Annotated in this window: 17 protein-coding genes; 12 read left to right on the forward strand and 5 right to left on the reverse strand. The window is 68.1% G+C overall.

Annotated elements, in window-relative coordinates:
• Nucleotides 1–236: 236 nt before the first annotated feature.
• Complete coding sequence (gene purT, locus ACUTAG_RS12845) at nt 237–1,454, reverse strand: formate-dependent phosphoribosylglycinamide formyltransferase (protein WP_026382131.1); 1,218 nt, start codon at nt 1,452–1,454, stop codon at nt 237–239.
• A 105-nt stretch (nt 1,455–1,559) separates the two neighbouring features.
• Here purT and ACUTAG_RS12850 point away from each other — a divergent pair, with 105 nt between their 5' ends.
• The 9 genes from ACUTAG_RS12850 (at nt 1,560) to ACUTAG_RS12890 (ending at nt 9,082) form a co-directional block, all read left to right on the forward strand.
• Entirely contained in the window at nt 1,560–2,549 is a 990-nt protein-coding gene (locus ACUTAG_RS12850; protein WP_006389888.1) for a KpsF/GutQ family sugar-phosphate isomerase, read from the forward strand.
• A complete protein-coding gene (locus tag ACUTAG_RS12855) occupies nt 2,546–3,154 on the forward strand; it encodes a KdsC family phosphatase (protein WP_006389886.1) in 609 nt (202 codons plus the stop codon). The genes ACUTAG_RS12850 and ACUTAG_RS12855 overlap by 4 nt, the downstream gene beginning before the upstream one ends.
• Before the next feature lie 31 nt (nt 3,155–3,185).
• On the forward strand, nt 3,186–3,818 hold the full coding sequence (gene lptC / locus ACUTAG_RS12860; RefSeq protein WP_006389885.1) for an LPS export ABC transporter periplasmic protein LptC: 633 nt from the start codon (nt 3,186–3,188) through the stop codon (nt 3,816–3,818).
• Complete coding sequence (lptA, locus tag ACUTAG_RS12865; RefSeq protein ID WP_006389884.1) at nt 3,815–4,456, forward strand: lipopolysaccharide transport periplasmic protein LptA; 642 nt, start codon at nt 3,815–3,817, stop codon at nt 4,454–4,456. The genes lptC and lptA overlap by 4 nt, the downstream gene beginning before the upstream one ends.
• Before the next feature lie 32 nt (nt 4,457–4,488).
• Nucleotides 4,489–5,283 carry an LPS export ABC transporter ATP-binding protein gene (gene lptB / locus ACUTAG_RS12870; RefSeq protein ID WP_035184247.1) on the forward strand — a complete coding sequence of 265 codons (795 nt, stop codon included), beginning with the start codon at nt 4,489–4,491 and terminating at the stop codon, nt 5,281–5,283.
• Nucleotides 5,284–5,503: 220 nt separating this feature from the next.
• Entirely contained in the window at nt 5,504–5,839 is a 336-nt protein-coding gene (gene hpf / locus ACUTAG_RS12875) for a ribosome hibernation-promoting factor, HPF/YfiA family (RefSeq protein ID WP_006389882.1), read from the forward strand.
• Between the two features lie 386 nt (nt 5,840–6,225).
• Complete coding sequence (locus tag ACUTAG_RS12880) at nt 6,226–6,681, forward strand: PTS sugar transporter subunit IIA (RefSeq protein ID WP_006389881.1); 456 nt, start codon at nt 6,226–6,228, stop codon at nt 6,679–6,681.
• A 19-nt stretch (nt 6,682–6,700) separates the two neighbouring features.
• A complete protein-coding gene (hprK, locus tag ACUTAG_RS12885; protein WP_006216298.1) occupies nt 6,701–7,627 on the forward strand; it encodes an HPr(Ser) kinase/phosphatase in 927 nt (308 codons plus the stop codon).
• A 21-nt stretch (nt 7,628–7,648) separates the two neighbouring features.
• A complete protein-coding gene (locus ACUTAG_RS12890) occupies nt 7,649–9,082 on the forward strand; it encodes an aminotransferase-like domain-containing protein (protein WP_026382130.1) in 1,434 nt (477 codons plus the stop codon).
• On the opposite strand, the gene ACUTAG_RS12895 is transcribed toward ACUTAG_RS12890, so the two are convergent.
• Entirely contained in the window at nt 9,083–10,366 is a 1,284-nt protein-coding gene (locus ACUTAG_RS12895) for a c-type cytochrome (RefSeq protein WP_054471245.1), read from the reverse strand.
• Between the two features lie 11 nt (nt 10,367–10,377).
• Nucleotides 10,378–11,133, reverse strand: coding sequence for a c-type cytochrome (locus ACUTAG_RS12900; protein WP_006389878.1), 756 nt, complete (start codon nt 11,131–11,133; stop codon nt 10,378–10,380).
• Between the two features lie 199 nt (nt 11,134–11,332).
• Between ACUTAG_RS12900 and rapZ the strand changes: the two genes are divergently transcribed.
• Both rapZ and ACUTAG_RS12910 read left to right on the forward strand, forming a co-directional pair.
• Nucleotides 11,333–12,205, forward strand: coding sequence for an RNase adapter RapZ (rapZ, locus tag ACUTAG_RS12905; RefSeq protein ID WP_006389877.1), 873 nt, complete (start codon nt 11,333–11,335; stop codon nt 12,203–12,205).
• On the forward strand, nt 12,202–13,158 hold the full coding sequence (locus ACUTAG_RS12910) for a septal ring lytic transglycosylase RlpA family protein (RefSeq protein ID WP_024070668.1): 957 nt from the start codon (nt 12,202–12,204) through the stop codon (nt 13,156–13,158). The genes rapZ and ACUTAG_RS12910 overlap by 4 nt, the downstream gene beginning before the upstream one ends.
• Before the next feature lie 3 nt (nt 13,159–13,161).
• Here ACUTAG_RS12910 and ACUTAG_RS12915 read toward each other — a convergent pair whose 3' ends face one another.
• On the reverse strand, nt 13,162–13,779 hold the full coding sequence (locus ACUTAG_RS12915) for a methylated-DNA--[protein]-cysteine S-methyltransferase (RefSeq protein WP_006389871.1): 618 nt from the start codon (nt 13,777–13,779) through the stop codon (nt 13,162–13,164).
• A 3-nt stretch (nt 13,780–13,782) separates the two neighbouring features.
• Nucleotides 13,783–14,712, reverse strand: a complete 930-nt coding sequence (gene rsmI, locus ACUTAG_RS12920) for a 16S rRNA (cytidine(1402)-2'-O)-methyltransferase (RefSeq protein WP_026382128.1) — start codon at nt 14,710–14,712, stop codon at nt 13,783–13,785.
• A 66-nt stretch (nt 14,713–14,778) separates the two neighbouring features.
• Here rsmI and ACUTAG_RS12925 point away from each other — a divergent pair, with 66 nt between their 5' ends.
• Complete coding sequence (locus tag ACUTAG_RS12925; RefSeq protein WP_026382127.1) at nt 14,779–15,258, forward strand: YraN family protein; 480 nt, start codon at nt 14,779–14,781, stop codon at nt 15,256–15,258.
• Nucleotides 15,259–15,272: the final 14 nt, after the last annotated feature.

A 15,272-nucleotide genomic window follows, 5' to 3' on the forward strand; every position in this document is an offset into this window, starting at 1 on the left:
CATAAATAGTTACGCCGTTTTCAGAAATTCCTGAAATTATCGAACAAACTGTGCGAAAACACAAACCACACTCCCGGTGGGGGCAAGACCGCAAGCGCAGCGTATTCAACCGCTTTCGCCGTGGATTCAATCGGCGTTTGTTGCGGCCGAACGACGAAAAAAAGCCACCGGCCGGTGGGGCGGTGGCGGGAAACAACGGGAAGCCGGGCGCCAAGCGCCCGGGAAAAGCGGGAAGCTCAGCCGGCCTTGACGGTCACGGCGGCGGAAACGCGCTTGGCCTTGGCACGGGCCGCCGCGACGTCGTCGGCCACGGCCAGGCCCACGCCCATGCGGCGCTTGACGAAGGATTCGGGCTTGCCGAACAGGCGGATATCGGTGCCGGGCTCGGCCAGAGCCTGCGCCACGTTGTGGAACGACACGGCCTGGGCGTCGACGCCGCCATAGATGACGCTGCTGGCGCCGGGCTGGCGCAGCGAGGTGTCCACCGGCAGCCCCAGCAGGGCGCGGGCGTGCAGCTCGAATTCGTTCTGGGCCTGGGTGATCATGGTGACCATGCCCGTATCGTGCGGCCGCGGGCTCACTTCCGAAAACCAGACCTGGTCACCGGCCACGAACAGTTCGACACCGAAGATGCCCAGTCCGCCCAATTCCGCCGTGACCGCCGACGCGATCTCGCGGGCCCGCGCCAGCGCGGCCGGCGACATGGGATGCGGCTGCCAGCTTTCGACATAGTCGCCGTCGACCTGCTTGTGGCCGATCGGCTCGCAATAGCGGGTCTCGACCTGGCCGTCGGCGCCACGGGCGCGGACGGTCAACAGTGTGATTTCGTAGTCGAAGCGAATGAAGCCCTCGACGATGGCGCGGCCGCCGCCGACCCGGCCGCCTTCCTGGGCGTAGCGCCAGGCGGACGCGACCTCTTCGGGCGCCTTGATGAGGGACTGGCCCTTGCCGGACGACGACATGACCGGCTTGATGACGCAGGGATAGCCGATGCCGCCATCGATGGCCTGGCGCAACTCGTCTTCCGTGTCGACGAAGGCATAGGGCGACGTGGGCAGGCCCAGGGTCTCGGCCGCCAGACGGCGGATGCCCTCGCGGTTCATGGTCAGTTGCGCCGCCCGGGCGGTCGGCGTGACCCGCGCCACGCCGGCCGATTCGAGCTGCACCAGCAAATTGGTGGCAATGGCCTCGATTTCGGGGACAATAACGTGCGGCTGCTCCTGCCGGATGACCTTTTCCAGGGCTTCGGGATCCGTCATCGACACCACGTGCGCGCGATGCGCCACCTGGTGTCCGGGCGCGTCCGCATACCGGTCCACCGCAATGACTTCCACGCCCAGCCGCTGCAGGGCGATGATGACCTCTTTGCCCAGTTCGCCCGACCCGAGCAGCATGACGCGGGTGGCCAGGGGGGACAGGGGCGTGCCGAGGACGGGACTGGGAATGCTGGACATGGAGCGGGCCTGGAAAGTAAAGAGTGATAGCCGGATGAAAGAGCCGCCAGGATGCCATACCCCCCAGCCCGGGGCAAACCCGCAACCTGATATTAAAATCCCCTGATGACCGACCATCCCACCACATCGTCCGAGACCGCGCTGGCATCTGCGCGCAGGACGTTGCAAATCGAAAGCCAGGGCATCCTGGACCTGTCCGCCCGGCTCGACGACAGCTTCGCGCAGGTCGTCGCCATGCTGCTGGCCTGCCGCGGCCGCGTCGTGGTCAGCGGCATCGGCAAGACCGGCCATGTGGCCCGCAAGATCGCGGCGACGCTGGCCTCCACCGGCACGCCCGCCTTCTTCGTGCACGCCGCCGAGGCGGTGCACGGCGACCTGGGCATGATCACCCGCGACGACGTCCTGATCGCCATTTCGTACTCCGGCTCCGGCCAGGAATTGCTGACCATCCTGCCTGTCGCCCGCCGCATGGGCGCGGGCCTGGTCGCCATCACGGGCAATCCGCAGTCCGAACTGGCCCTGCTGGCCGATGTCCACCTGGACGCCAGCGTGGCCCAGGAAGCGTGCCCCCTGAACCTGGCGCCCACTGCCAGCACCACGGCCGCCCTGGCGCTGGGCGACGCCCTGGCGGTGGCCTGCCTCGAAGCGCGCGGCTTCGGCCCCCAGGATTTCGCCCGCTCGCATCCTGGCGGCGCCCTCGGCCGCCGCCTGCTGACCCACGTGCGCAACGTCATGCGCCAGGGCGACGCCCTGCCCGTGGTGGCCCTGGGCACGCCGGTGGCGCAGGCACTCGAGGTCATGTCCGCCAAAGGCATGGGCATGACCGTCGTATGCGACCCGCAGCGCCGCCCCGTGGGCATCTTCACCGACGGCGACCTGCGTCGCCTGATCGCGCGCTACGGCGACATCCGCAGCCTGAACGTCGAGGCCGGCATGACACGCTCGCCGCGCAGCATCAACCCGGACGCGCTGGCCGTCGAGGCCGCGCGCCAGATGGACGAACTGCGGCTCAATCACATGCTGGTGCTGGATGCCGATGGCAGCCTGCTCGGCGCCCTGCACATGCATGACCTGATGGCCGCCAAAGTGGTATGACTATGACTCTTCCTCCCTCGATCACCCACCCCGCCGAAGCGCTGGTCCTGGCCCGCATCCCGCCGGGCGTGCGCGAACGCGCCGCCGCCGTGCGCCTGATGGTCTTCGACGTGGACGGCGTGCTCACCGACGGCAGCCTGTATTACGGGGAAAGCGGCGAAGTGCAGAAACGCTTCCATGCGCTGGACGGCCACGGGCTGCGCCTGCTGATGGAAGGCGGCCTGAAGGTCGCTCTGATGACCGGCCGCTCCGGCCCGATCGTGGCGCGCCGCGCCGCCGAACTGGGCATTTCCGAGATCATGCAGGGCGTGCGCGACAAGGGTGCCGCATTGGCCGAACTTGCGCAGCGCAGCGCGGTCCAACTGAACCAGACCGGCTACATGGGCGACGACATCATCGACCTGCCGGCAATGCAACGCGCGGGCTTCGCCGCCAGCGTGCCGAATGCGCCGGGCTATGTCAGCCAGGCGGCCCACTGGATCGCCACGCAACCTGGCGGCGGTGGCGCGGTCCGCGAGTGCTGCGACCTGCTGCTGGCTTCCCAGGGCCGGCTGGGCGGATTCCTGGCCGCGCCGGGGCTGCTCGGCCCGGGCGCCATCCAGTAAGCGCGCCCCCAAACCTCGCTTCGCACACCTGATGAAAGATCGTTTCCCTTCCCTGATCGCGCTGTTCCTGCTGCTGGTGCTGGTCGCCAGCACGTATTGGGCCGCCGACTACGCGCAACGGGCCATCCAGACGGATCCGCCGCGCCGCGTCACGCACGAAATGGACGCCTGGTCGCGCAATTTCGTGATGCTGCGCACCGACCCGACCGGTCGCCCCATCAACCGGCTGGAAGGCGATTACGCCGAGCATTTCCCCGACGACGATTCGTACCACATCACCCAACCGCGGGCCGTCGGCCAGCGCGAAGCCAGTCCCATCACCGTGGGCGTGTCCAAGACCGCCGTCATGGAGCAGGGCGGCAAGCGCATCGTCATGAATGGCGACGCCCACGTGCACCGCCAGCCCGACGCCAACAACGACGTGCTGGACGTGCGCAGCCAACAGCTGATCCTGCTGCCCGACGAAGACGTGGTGTACACCGACCTGCCGGCCGAGGTCATCAAGGGACGCTCGCGCATGAACGGCAAGGGTATGCACTACAACAACAAGACACGCCAACTGCAGGTATCGGCCTCCACGGACGTGGAGATCGCCGGCTCGGAGAACAAGCCGCGCCGCCAGGCCGACAGCCCTGCCAACACCTCTGACCAGAAGAAACCATGACCGACTTCCGGATTCGCATTGCCCCCACCACGCGCCTGCTGGGCGCGGTGCTGTTGATGGCATCGGCGGTTGCGCCGGCGCTCGCCGCCGACCCCAAGCCGGCCGCCGGCGCAAGCAAGACCGCGCCCGCCGAGGAACCCACCACCACGATCCTGTCGGATACGCTGCACTACGACGACGTGAAAAAGCAGAGCGTCTTCACGGGCAACGTCAACATGACGCGCGGCCTGATGACGCTCACCTCCGACAATCTGGAAATGCGCGAAGACGCCGCGGGCAACCAGTACGGCACGGCGACCGCCAACAAGGGCAAGGTCGTGACCATCCGCCAGGAACGTCCCGAGAACTTCGAACTGATCGAAGGCAAGGGCCTGCGCGCCGAATACGACGGCACCAAGAGCACCTTCGACCTGATCGGCCAGGCCGTGGTGGTGCGCTATGTCTGTGGTAAGCCGTTTGACACGATTCGCGGCGACAGAGTGCGCTACAACGAGAAAAGCGGCACCTACGAGGCCCAGGGAGGCCCGAACTCGTCCGCCGCCGGCGGTCGGGTGCGCTCGGTGGCCGAGCCGCGCGCCAAGTCCGATGCCGCGATCGCCGAGTGCCGCAAGCAGCAAGAATCGAAGAAGGGGCGCTGAAGCGCCTCCCACGTTATCCACACGCAGCCACGATGAACCAACCCTCTGTGCAGACTCCCGTGACCTCCGCCCCTTCGGGCGTCAAGCAGGGCAGCCTGCGCGCAACCGGCTTGCGCAAGACCTACAACGGCCGCACCGTGGTGCAGGACGTGTCCCTGTCCGTCTCCAGCGGCGAAGTGGTCGGCCTGCTCGGCCCCAACGGCGCGGGCAAGACCACCAGCTTCTACATGATCGTCGGGCTGGTGCCGGCCGACGCCGGCCGCATCGAGATCGACGGCTCGGTGATCACCGCGATGCCGATCCACAAGCGCGCCCGCATGGGACTGTCGTACCTGCCCCAGGACGCCTCGGTGTTCCGGCGCCTGACGGTCGAGCAGAACATCCGCGCCGTGCTCGAATTGCAATTGGGGCCGGACGGCCGCACGCTGTCCACGCCCAAGATCAATGAACAGATGGAACTGCTGCTCGAAGAGCTGCAGATCGGCCATATCCGCAGCAACGCCGCCATCTCGCTGTCGGGCGGCGAGCGCCGCCGGGTCGAAATCGCGCGCGCGCTGGCCACCAGCCCGCGCTTCATCCTTCTGGACGAGCCCTTCGCGGGCGTGGACCCGATCGCCGTGATCGAGATCCAGCGCATCGTGCGTTTCCTGAAGGGCCGCGGCATCGGCGTGCTGATCACCGACCATAACGTGCGCGAAACGCTGGGCATCTGCGACCGCGCCTACATCATCAGCGAAGGCAAGGTGCTGACCGACGGTCACCCCGACGAAATCGTCGGCGATCCGGCCGTTCGGCGCGTCTACCTGGGCGAACACTTCCGCATGTAACACCCCGATTGGGGAAAGTCCCAGGGTCCGCGACGGCCCCTGGGGCACGCCCCTGGGCGGCCGCCATGAAAATGCCATGAACTTGCGCTAGGTCAGCTTGTTTTATCGGCCCGAGTCTATACACTAGTATCAAACGAACCCCTCGAACAAGGAGAACGCCTAACGACCCCACCGCGCCTTCCGCGCACCATTTTTTCCTCTTTTAGAAGGAGAGCACACTATGAACCTGAGCATCTGCGGTCGTCACCTCGACGTCACCCCGGCCATCCGGGAATATGTCATGAACAAACTGGCGCGAGTGCTGCGGCATTTCGATCACGTCATCGATACCCAGGTCATGCTCTCAGTAGAGCCCCTGCGGCACAGAGCCGAAATCACCATGCGTCTTAGTGGCAAGGACATTCATTGTGAAGCAACCGATGAAAACCTCTACGCCGCGATCGACCTTCTTGCTGACAAAGTCGACCGTCAGGTCATCAAGCACAAGGACAAGGTACGAAGCCACTCGGCAGAGTCCGTGAAGCGGCAAGCGGCGAGCCTCTCGCCAACCCAGTAACAACGCGCTTCATGATCCGCTCGCCGTGCGAGCCAGGAAACAGCAATCGTTGAATCCTGCCTAAGTCCCGGTGTCCCGCTAGACGCATCGTCCAGCCGGGGCATCGGCAAACTCCCTCCCTCAGTCCCTTCTCTTTGTCCCCCGATTCCCCGGCACATGGCCGCGGAGCGCCGTGTACTCCCCGAATATCCGCTCGCAGCGAGCACGCCATACCCTGCTGGTATACCTACCTGCGCACGAAGAATGCCCACAACGCGGCGCTATCGGTCTATGCTGTCGCTCTCGTGCCGGGAGCGGCGGCCTGATCCAGGAGGGTGCGGACCGCCAGGAAAGTGCCTCCCACCGGAGTTTTTTTGCAGTGCGTCATATAACCCTATAATGACCCGATGAATCATTTGTCGCGCATCCTTCCCGCCGGCAACGTCGTCCTCGATATGCTCGCTACGAGCAAGAAACGCGCGTTCGAACAGGCTGGCCTCCTCTTTGAAAACAACCACGGCTTGGCACGCGCGCTCGTGTTCGACAGCCTGTTTGCACGGGAACGCCTGGGCTCGACGGCACTGGGCCAGGGCGTTGCCGTGCCGCACGGCCGGGTCAAGGGCCTGGAGCAGGCGCTGGCCGCCTTCATCCGCCTGGCGCAGCCCATCACGTTCGACGCACCGGACGGCCAGCCCGTCTCGATGCTGCTCTGTCTGCTGGTGCCGGAAACCGCCACGCAACAACACCTGGACATCCTGGCCGAACTGGCGCAACTGATGTCCAACAAGGCCCTGCGCGAGGCCCTGGCCACCGAGCCGGATCCGGCCGTCGTGCACAAGATGCTCACCACCGGCCAACTCTGACCCTCGCGGAAACGCTGCCATGCTCACGGTGCAGGAACTCGTCGACGACAACGCCGACAAAATCCCCTTCAACTGGATTTCCGGCCAGGGGGCCGCGGACCGCGCGATTCCCGATGACGGCATGGCGGCCGCCGACCTGGTGGGCCACCTGAACCTGATCCACCCGTCGCGTATCCAGGTGTTCGGCCAGGAGGAACTGGCGTACTACACGCGCTTCGACCTGCGCCGCCGCATGCACCATATGGACGAGCTGCTGATCGGCGGCGTGCCGGCCATCCTGCTGGCCGACGGCCTGACGCCGCCGCAGGACCTGGTGGACCAATGCGACCAGCACCAGGTGCCGCTGCTGTCCACTCCCGTGGCGGCCGCGCAGCTGATCGACCTGCTGCGCATCTACCTGGGCAAGAAGCTCGCGCCCACCACCACCGTGCATGGCGTGTTCCTGGACGTGCTGGGCCTGGGCGTGCTCATCACCGGCGAATCCGGCCTGGGCAAGAGCGAACTGGCGCTGGAGCTGATTTCGCGCGGCCACGGCCTGGTGGCCGACGACGCGGTCGAATTCTCGCGCACCGCGCCCAACATGATCGAAGGCCACTGCCCGCAGCTGCTGCAGAACCTGCTGGAAGTGCGCGGCCTGGGCCTGCTGGATATCCGCACCATCTTCGGCGAGACCTCGGTGCGACGCAAGATGCGCCTGAAGCTGATCGTGCACCTGGTGCGCGCCACCGCGCAGGACAAGTTCGAACGCCTGCCGCTGCAGGACATCACCCAGGACATGCTGGGCCTGCCCGTGCGCAAGGTCATGCTGCAGGTTGCCGCCGGCCGCAACCTGGCGGTGCTGGTCGAAGCCGCCGTGCGCAACACCATCCTGAAGCTGCGCGGCATCGACACCCTGGGCGAATTCATGGAACGCCAGGCCATGGCGATCCTGCAAAGCAGCAAATAACGCGCGTCGCCCCGCGGCACCGTGAGCCTGTACGAGAAACTCGCCAACGAGATCGCCAAGTCGATCCGCGACGGCGTGCTGCGCGTGGGCGACAAGCTGCCCTCGGTGCGCGATGCCTGTTCCAGCCGCGGCGTCAGTCCGTCGACGGTATTCCAGGCCTATTACCTGCTGGAAGCGCGCGGCCTGGTCCGCGCCCGCCCCCGCTCCGGCTACTACGTCAATGCGCGCGACGACAGTCTGCCGCCCGAACCTGACACGTCCTGTCCCGACGGCGAATCGACCGAGCTGGCGATCAGCGAGCGCATCTTCGACATCCTCGATTCCGTGCGCAACCGCGACGTCACGCCGCTGGGCTCCGCCTTTCCGTCGCCGCTGCTGTTCCCGCTGCCGCGGCTGGCCCAGGCCATGTCGGCCCATCTCAAGCGCCAGGACCCGCTGGACACGATAGAAGACCTGTCGCCCGGCAACCCCGGCCTGCGCCGGCAGATCGCGCTGCGCTACCTGATCGCCGGCATCAACGTGCCGGCCAACGACATCGTGGTCACCAATGGCGCGCTGGAAGCGCTCAACCTGTGCCTGCAGGCCGTGGCCGAACCGGGCGACACGGTCATCGTCGAAGCGCCGACCTTCTACGGCGCCCTGCAGGCGCTGGAGCGCCACGGCCTGAAAGCGCTGGAAGTGCCCACGCATCCGCGCACCGGCGTGGACCTGGAGGCCATGGAAACGGCGATCAAGCGCCACCGGCCCAAGGCCTGCTGGCTGATGACGCAGTTCCAGAATCCGCTGGGCAGCCTGATGCCCGAGGAAAAGAAGCGGCAGCTGGTCGAGCTGCTGGCGCGCCACGAAATCGCGTTGATCGAGGACGACGTCTACGGCGAGCTGTACTTCGGCGCGGCCCGGCCGGTGCCTGCCAAGGCCTTCGACAAGCACGGGCTGGTGCTGCACTGTTCGTCGTTCTCCAAGTGCCTGGCGCCGGGCTACCGCATCGGCTGGGCCAGCGCCGGCCGTTATACGCAGCGCGTGCAGCGCCTGAAACTGTCGTCCACCCTGTCGGCGTCCGGTCCCGCCCAGGGCGCGCTCGCCGAATACCTGGAGCAAGGCGGCTACGACCGCCACCTGCGCCGGCTGCGCGAAACGCTGCAGGCCCAGCAGGACCTGATGGCCAATGCGATCGCGCGCGAGTTTCCCGCCGGGACCCGCGTGACGCGTCCGCAGGGCGGTTTCTTCCTGTGGCTGGAAATGCCCGCGGCGGTGGACGCGCTGGCGCTGCACCGGCAGGCGCTGGCGCGCGGCATCAGCGTGGCGCCGGGACCGATCTTCTCGGCCAGCGGGCAATTCGGCAACGCCCTGCGGCTGAACTACGGCCATCCATGGGACGACGGCAAGGCTGACGCCGTCCGCGTCCTGGGCGAGATGGCGCGCGCGGCCTGCAGCCAGGCGACGCGGCCCTCCTGATCAGTTGCGGGTTGAGGCGGCGCGGGCGCGCTTGACCTCCAGCGGCGTCACGCCCCCCGCCTGGTTGCCCCAGCTGTTGCGGATGTAAGACACCAGCATGGCGACATCATTGTCATTGAGCAGTTGGCCGAACGGCGGCATGCCGTGGGGCCGCGGATTGGCCGCGGTAGCCGGCGCGAAGCCGCCATCCAGCACCATGCGTATGGCATTGAGCGGAGACGGCGCCGTCACGGTCGGGTTGCCGGCCAGCGCGGGCCAGGCGCCCGCGCTGCCCTCGCCCGCCGGCTGGTGGCACTGCGCGCATTGCTGGCGGTAGATCTTGCCGCCAAGCTCCATCGCCGCGGGCGCGACCGCGGCGCTCGCGACCGCTGCCGGCGCCGGAGTCGACGGCAACGATTTGAGATACACGCCCATCGCCAGCGCGTCGGCATCGCTCAGGTGCTGCGTGCTGCCCAGCACCACCTCGGCCATGGGGCCGCTGGCGCTGGAGTGGGCCGCGATGCCGGTGCGCAGCAGCGCCGCGATGTCTTCGGCCGACCAGCGCCCCAGGCCCGTCTGCGGATCGTTGGTCAAGGGCGGCGCATACCAGTCCAGCATGGGAATGATGCCGCCAGCCAGGCCGTCGGCCGCGCGCGTCGCGCCCAGGCTGTTGCGCGGCGCATGGCAGGCGGCGCAGTGGCCCAGGCCCTCGACCAGGTAGCGTCCGCGGTTCCACTGGGTCGACTGGCCCGGATCGGCCTCCTGCACGCCAGGGCGGAAATACAGGGCGCGCCACGCCGCCAGCAGGATGCGCTGGTCGTACGGGAAATCGAGTTCCGGCGCGCGGCTCGGCCGTTCGACCGGCGTGACCGTACGCAGATAGGCGAACAGGGCGTCCGAGTCGGCACGCGTGACGCGGGTGTATTCGGTGTACGGGAAGGCCGGATACAACAGCGTGCCGTCGCGCGACTTGCCGTTGTGCAGCGCCTGCCAGAAATCATCCGCGCTCCAGGCGCCGATGCCGGTCTTCTCGTCGGGCGTGATGTTGGGGCCGTAGATCGTGCCGAATGGCGTCGGAATGGCGGTGCCTCCGGCATACGCCTGGCCCCCGCGCGCGGTATGGCAGGCCATGCAATTGCCGGCCAGGGCGAGGTAGCGGCCGCGCTCGATGCGCTGCTGCGGATCGGCCGGCGCCTCGGTCGGGCCGGTGCTGGCATCGTCGCGCGTGCCTTGCCAATAGAGAATGCCGACCGCCAACACGGCCAGCGCCAACAGGATGCCGAGGAGTCGCTTCATCAGTTTCATGGCGTGCCCCCTCAACGCTGCGCCTGGCTGCCGCACTCGGCTGGCAGGCGCAGGGAACCGGCCGGTTCGGGCGCATAGTCGTCAGCCACCGGCTGCGACGACAGCCAGGCCGCCAGGGCGCCGATGTCCGCGGGCGTGAGTTTGTGGGCAACGTCGGCCATGCAATCGGGCGCGGCGGCGCGGCGCAGGCCGTTCTTCCAGCTGCCGATCTGCGAGCTGATGTAGTCGCGCGGCAAGCCCAGCAATCCGGGAACGGCGGGCAACAGGCCGCCCAACGAGGCGCCGTGACAGGACGCACAGGCCGGCAGGCCGCGGGCGGCATCGCCGCCGAGCGCCAGCCTGCGGCCGGCTTCCAGCGTGGCGGCGGACACCTCGGCGCGCACCGGCGGCGGATACGGCACGTGCTGCGCCGCGAAGTAGCCGGCCATTTCGTGCAGATAGGCATCCGGCAGGCCCGCCAGCAGGTGCGCCATGGGCCGGTACTGGCGCCGGTCGTCGCGGAAATTGAGCAGTTGGTGGTAGAGGTATTCCTGCGGCTTGCCGGCCAGGCGCGGGTAATAACCGTCGGCGCCGGCGCGGCCCTGCTCGCCATGACAGGCCGTACAGGCCGCCACCCGGGCCGCCATGGTGCCGGGCTGCAATACCTGGGGCGTGTCCTGGGCCAGCACGGGGGCTGCGGAAAAGGCCACAACGGCGGCGGCCAGAAGCCGGGATTTTGCCCAAAACCGTGGCAGTGAAACACTACGAAAGGAAATGAAGGCTAACATCTAGGGCCAGTTAACACTAAGTCGAACCAACCCCGGAAGCGCATGGCGGCGGGGCGCGTAGATGAATCTCGGTCGTGTGCCGGTGCCCAAGCTTACGCCAGGGGCGGTAAAACGGTACAGGCGCAGATCCGCAGTTTACGGCCATATCAGATGCCGACCCGCCGGCATCCTCCCGGAAAAGCGTGCCACAATCATGTCCATGTTGAAAGTCGTCCTCGTCACCGGCATCTCAGGCTCAGGCAAGTCCGTCGCCCTGCGCATGCTCGAGGACGCCAGCTACACCTGCGTCGACAACCTGCCGGTGCGGTTCCTGACAGAATTCATCGCCAATGCCCGTGACGACGGCCTGGAACGCGTGGCGGTCGCCATCGACGTGCGTTCGCCGGGCGAGCTGGCCGAACTGCCGGACGTGGTCACCGCGCTGCGCGCCATGGGAACCAGCCTGCGCGTGGTGTTCCTGGACGCCAGCACCGACACCCTGGTGCAACGCTACTCCGAATCGCGCCGCCGCCATCCGCTGACCGACCGGCTGCAACGCGGCGGCACCGCGCCGTCGCTGACCGACTGCATCGCGCTCGAACGTGAACTGCTGGCGCCGCTGCGCGAGCAGGAACACGTCATCGACACCTCGGAACTCACCCCGGGCCAGCTGCGCGCCTGGATCCGCGACCTGATCCAGGCCGATCGCGCGCCGCTGGTGCTGACCTTCGAATCGTTCGCCTACAAGCGCGGCGTGCCGCGCGATGCCGACCTGGTGTTCGACGTGCGCTGCCTGCCGAACCCCTATTACGACCGCAACCTGCGTCCGCTGACCGGCCGCGACGAGCCCGTCGCCACCTGGCTGGCCGGTTATGAACAGGTGGGCCAGATGATCGACGACATCACCGGCTTCCTGAACCGCTGGCTGCCGCAATACACGCAAGACACCCGCAACTACCTGACGGTCGCCATCGGTTGCACCGGCGGCCAGCATCGTTCGGTCTACGTGGTCGAAGAGCTGGCCAAGCGCTTTGCCGACCACGACCCACTGCTGGTGCGCCATCGCACCCAACTGCCCGACGAATCCGCATGATCCTGTCCCGCCCGCTCCATATCCTGATGATGCTGTTGCTGGCCATTGCCGTGGCCGGCTGCTCTTCCACCGGGGGACGCAAGAAAGGCGGCGGGTACTACAAGGACGATGGCCCGGACGCCAATCCGCCGTCCAACCTGGACCAGGTTCCGGACGCGGTGCCGCGCATCGAGCCCTACGCCAGCGGCGCCAACCGGCCGTACGTGGTGTTCGGCCAGCGCTACGTGCCGGATACCAGCGGCCAACCCTACAAGCGCCAGGGCATCGCCTCGTGGTACGGCAAGAAGTTCCACGGCAACTCCACTTCCATCGGCGAACCGTACGACATGTACGCCATGACGGCGGCCCACACCACGCTGCCGATCCCGAGCTACGCGCGCGTCACCAGTCTGGTCAACGGCAAGACCATCGTCGTGCGGGTCAATGACCGCGGGCCATTCCACAGCGACCGCATCATGGACCTGTCGTACGTGGCGGCCTACAAGCTGGGCATCATCGGGCCGGGCAGCGGCCAGGTGGTGGTCGAGAGCATCGGACAGGACGAGATCCGCCGCCTGGCCTCGCAAGGCACGCCGGCGCCGATGCCCGCCTCGGCGACCGGCTCCACGCCGGTGGCCACACCCGTTGCCGCCGCGCCGGTGGCGCTGGAACCCCAGCCGCTGGCGCAGCAGCCCGCGCCCGCGCCGGGCAGCGCGCCGGTGCGCCCGATGGGCGCGGCCGGCAGCGTCTACCTGCAGGTGGGCGCGTTCAGCCAGCCGGCCAACGCGCAATCACTGGTCAGCCGCATCAATACGCAACTGGGCGCCGAGGGCGCGCCCGCGGCCGCGGTGGAGCAGGCCAACAATCTGTACCGCGTCAAGATCGGGCCCTATCCGGATCGCCAGAGCGCCTTGAACGCGGTACAGCTGGTGTCCGACCGCCTCGGCATCACCCCCAGCATCGCCGCGCAATAACGCCTACCTTGCCGGCGGCCAGTCGAACGTCGGCAACTCGAACGGCAGTTGCGCCTGCCCGTCGCAAACCCGGCGCGCGCGCGGATTGCGGCTCAGGTACTGGCTGCCTTCGTGCTTGAGCAGCGCCTGCTTGCGCGGCAGGCCGCCGCCAAACCCGGTCAGTGAGGTGTCCGCGCCGATCACGCGATGGCAGGGGATGATGATGCTGACCGGATTGCGCCCGACCGCGCCGCCGATCGCCTGGGCCCCCTTGGGACGCCCCACGACGCGCGCCAGTTCGCCATAACTGGCAAGCTGGCCGAAATCCAGCGTGCACAGGGCGCGCCAGACCTCGTGCTGGAACGGCGTGCCGACCGGATCGAGCGCCACGTCGAAATCGCGGCGCTCGCCGGCATACCACTGGTCCAGTTCGCGCCGCGCCTGTTCCAGGATGGGATCCGATTCGTCGAGCACCCAGCCGTCGGCCGGGGGCAGCGACATCTGGTCGGTGAACCAGGCGCCGCGCAGGCCCCTGGCGCTGGCCACCAGCCGCATTTCACCCAAAGGCGTGGGCATGTCCCGATAGACCACGCGTTCGGCCGCTTCGCCGGGACGCTTGCGTGCCTGTGCGATGTAGATCATGGCTTACGAATTCTTGCGGGCCAGGGCCCGGTTGTACAGGACGTCGCGCGACAGGCCGGTGACCTTGGCCGCAACCTTCGAGGCATCGCGCAGGGACAGGGTTTCCAGCAGCGCGTCCAGCAACGCGTCGGCGCGCGGGTCGGCGTCTTCGTCGACCTCGCCGCCCGCCTGGGCATGCGCGATCAGCACGAATTCCCCCTGCTCGCGATGCGTGTCGGCTGCCAGCCAGGCGGCGGCCTCGGACAGCGGGAACGTGGCGATCTCCTCGAAACGCTTGGTCAGTTCACGGGCCACCGTCACCAGGCGGGCGGGGCCACAGACCTCCAGCAGGTCCGCCAGGGTCGCCGCGAGCCGATGCGGCGATTCGAACATCACCACCGGCGCGGGCAACGCGCACCAGGTGCGCAGCCAGCGCTGGCGGGCCGCGGCCTTGGATGGCGCAAAGCCGGCGAACGCGTATGCGGGATTTTCGTCGGTGGTGACGCCGCTGCCCATCAAGGCGGCGATCACCGCGCTGGGGCCGGGCACCGGCACCACGGCGAAACCGGCTTCACGCACCGCGCGCACCACGCGCGCCCCGGGGTCGCTGACCGCCGGCGCACCGGCGTCCGACACCAGCGCCACGCGCTGGCCCTGGGCCAGGCGTTCGCAGATGGCCTGCGCCGCCGCCGCTTCATTGTGTCGGTGAGCCGCCATCAGGGGCGTGCCGACGCCCCAGGCATCCAGCAGGGTGCGGCTGGCGCGGGTGTCTTCGGCCGCGATCACGTCGGCGCGCTGCAGCGCGTGCCAGGCCCGCAACCCCAGGTCGCCCAGATTGCCGATCGGCGTGGCCACCACATACAGCGTCGAGGCCGGCCAATGCTGCCCGGCCACGCGTTCAGCCACGCGGGCCCAGGCATCGCCGGCCACCGGGGGTGAGACATTTTGGTTCATTGCAGCCTACTTACACGGAAAACCATGCCAGTGTAGCCGCCATCGTCCCCCCGTTTCGGAACTGGCATGACGGTTGACACATTCGCTTTCGAGCTCGCCCTGGCGGCACGCCGCCGCGCCGAAAAACGCCGCCGCCGCGCGGCGCGACGCGCCGGCCCCGCGGACCGCCCGCCTCCCCGGCGCTCGCCCCGCCAACGCACCGGCGACGCCCATGAAGACGCCGCGCTGCGCCTGCTGCAGGCCGCCGGTCTGGTGCTGCTGGCGCGCAACCTGCACTGCCGCGCCGGCGAGATCGACCTGGCCATGCGTGAAGGCGACATCCTGGTGCTGGTCGAAGTGCGTTCACGCCAGGCAGACGCGTTTGGCGGCGCGGCCGCCAGCATCGGCCGCGACAAACAGGCGCGGCTGGCGCGCGCGGCGGCCCACTGGCTGCCCGAGCTGGCCCGACGCCATTGGCGCGGCAGGCCGCCCGCGGTCCGCTTCGACGCCGTGCTCTTCGACGGCGGCCAGGTCCGGTGGCTACGCGCGGCGTTCGAGCTGCCTTGATCGGGCGCCGCCCG

The organism is Achromobacter sp. CSND-B12 (assembly GCF_052906545.1).

Coding starts and splice junctions, on each gene's coding strand:
- rapZ (WP_006389877.1), top strand. CDS start 11,333: ATGTTGAAAGTCGTCCTCGTCACCGGCATCTCAGGCTCAGGCAAGTCC.
- hprK (WP_006216298.1), top strand. CDS start 6,701: ATGCTCACGGTGCAGGAACTCGTCGACGACAACGCCGACAAAATCCCC.
- hpf (WP_006389882.1), top strand. CDS start 5,504: ATGAACCTGAGCATCTGCGGTCGTCACCTCGACGTCACCCCGGCCATC.
- purT (WP_026382131.1), bottom strand. CDS start 1,454: ATGTCCAGCATTCCCAGTCCCGTCCTCGGCACGCCCCTGTCCCCCCTG.
- ACUTAG_RS12900 (WP_006389878.1), bottom strand. CDS start 11,133: ATGTTAGCCTTCATTTCCTTTCGTAGTGTTTCACTGCCACGGTTTTGG.
- ACUTAG_RS12915 (WP_006389871.1), bottom strand. CDS start 13,779: ATGATCTACATCGCACAGGCACGCAAGCGTCCCGGCGAAGCGGCCGAA.
- ACUTAG_RS12855 (WP_006389886.1), top strand. CDS start 2,546: ATGACTATGACTCTTCCTCCCTCGATCACCCACCCCGCCGAAGCGCTG.
- ACUTAG_RS12910 (WP_024070668.1), top strand. CDS start 12,202: ATGATCCTGTCCCGCCCGCTCCATATCCTGATGATGCTGTTGCTGGCC.
- ACUTAG_RS12895 (WP_054471245.1), bottom strand. CDS start 10,366: ATGAAACTGATGAAGCGACTCCTCGGCATCCTGTTGGCGCTGGCCGTG.
- ACUTAG_RS12850 (WP_006389888.1), top strand. CDS start 1,560: ATGACCGACCATCCCACCACATCGTCCGAGACCGCGCTGGCATCTGCG.
- ACUTAG_RS12925 (WP_026382127.1), top strand. CDS start 14,779: ATGACGGTTGACACATTCGCTTTCGAGCTCGCCCTGGCGGCACGCCGC.
- rsmI (WP_026382128.1), bottom strand. CDS start 14,712: ATGAACCAAAATGTCTCACCCCCGGTGGCCGGCGATGCCTGGGCCCGC.
- lptB (WP_035184247.1), top strand. CDS start 4,489: ATGAACCAACCCTCTGTGCAGACTCCCGTGACCTCCGCCCCTTCGGGC.
- lptC (WP_006389885.1), top strand. CDS start 3,186: ATGAAAGATCGTTTCCCTTCCCTGATCGCGCTGTTCCTGCTGCTGGTG.
- ACUTAG_RS12880 (WP_006389881.1), top strand. CDS start 6,226: ATGAATCATTTGTCGCGCATCCTTCCCGCCGGCAACGTCGTCCTCGAT.
- lptA (WP_006389884.1), top strand. CDS start 3,815: ATGACCGACTTCCGGATTCGCATTGCCCCCACCACGCGCCTGCTGGGC.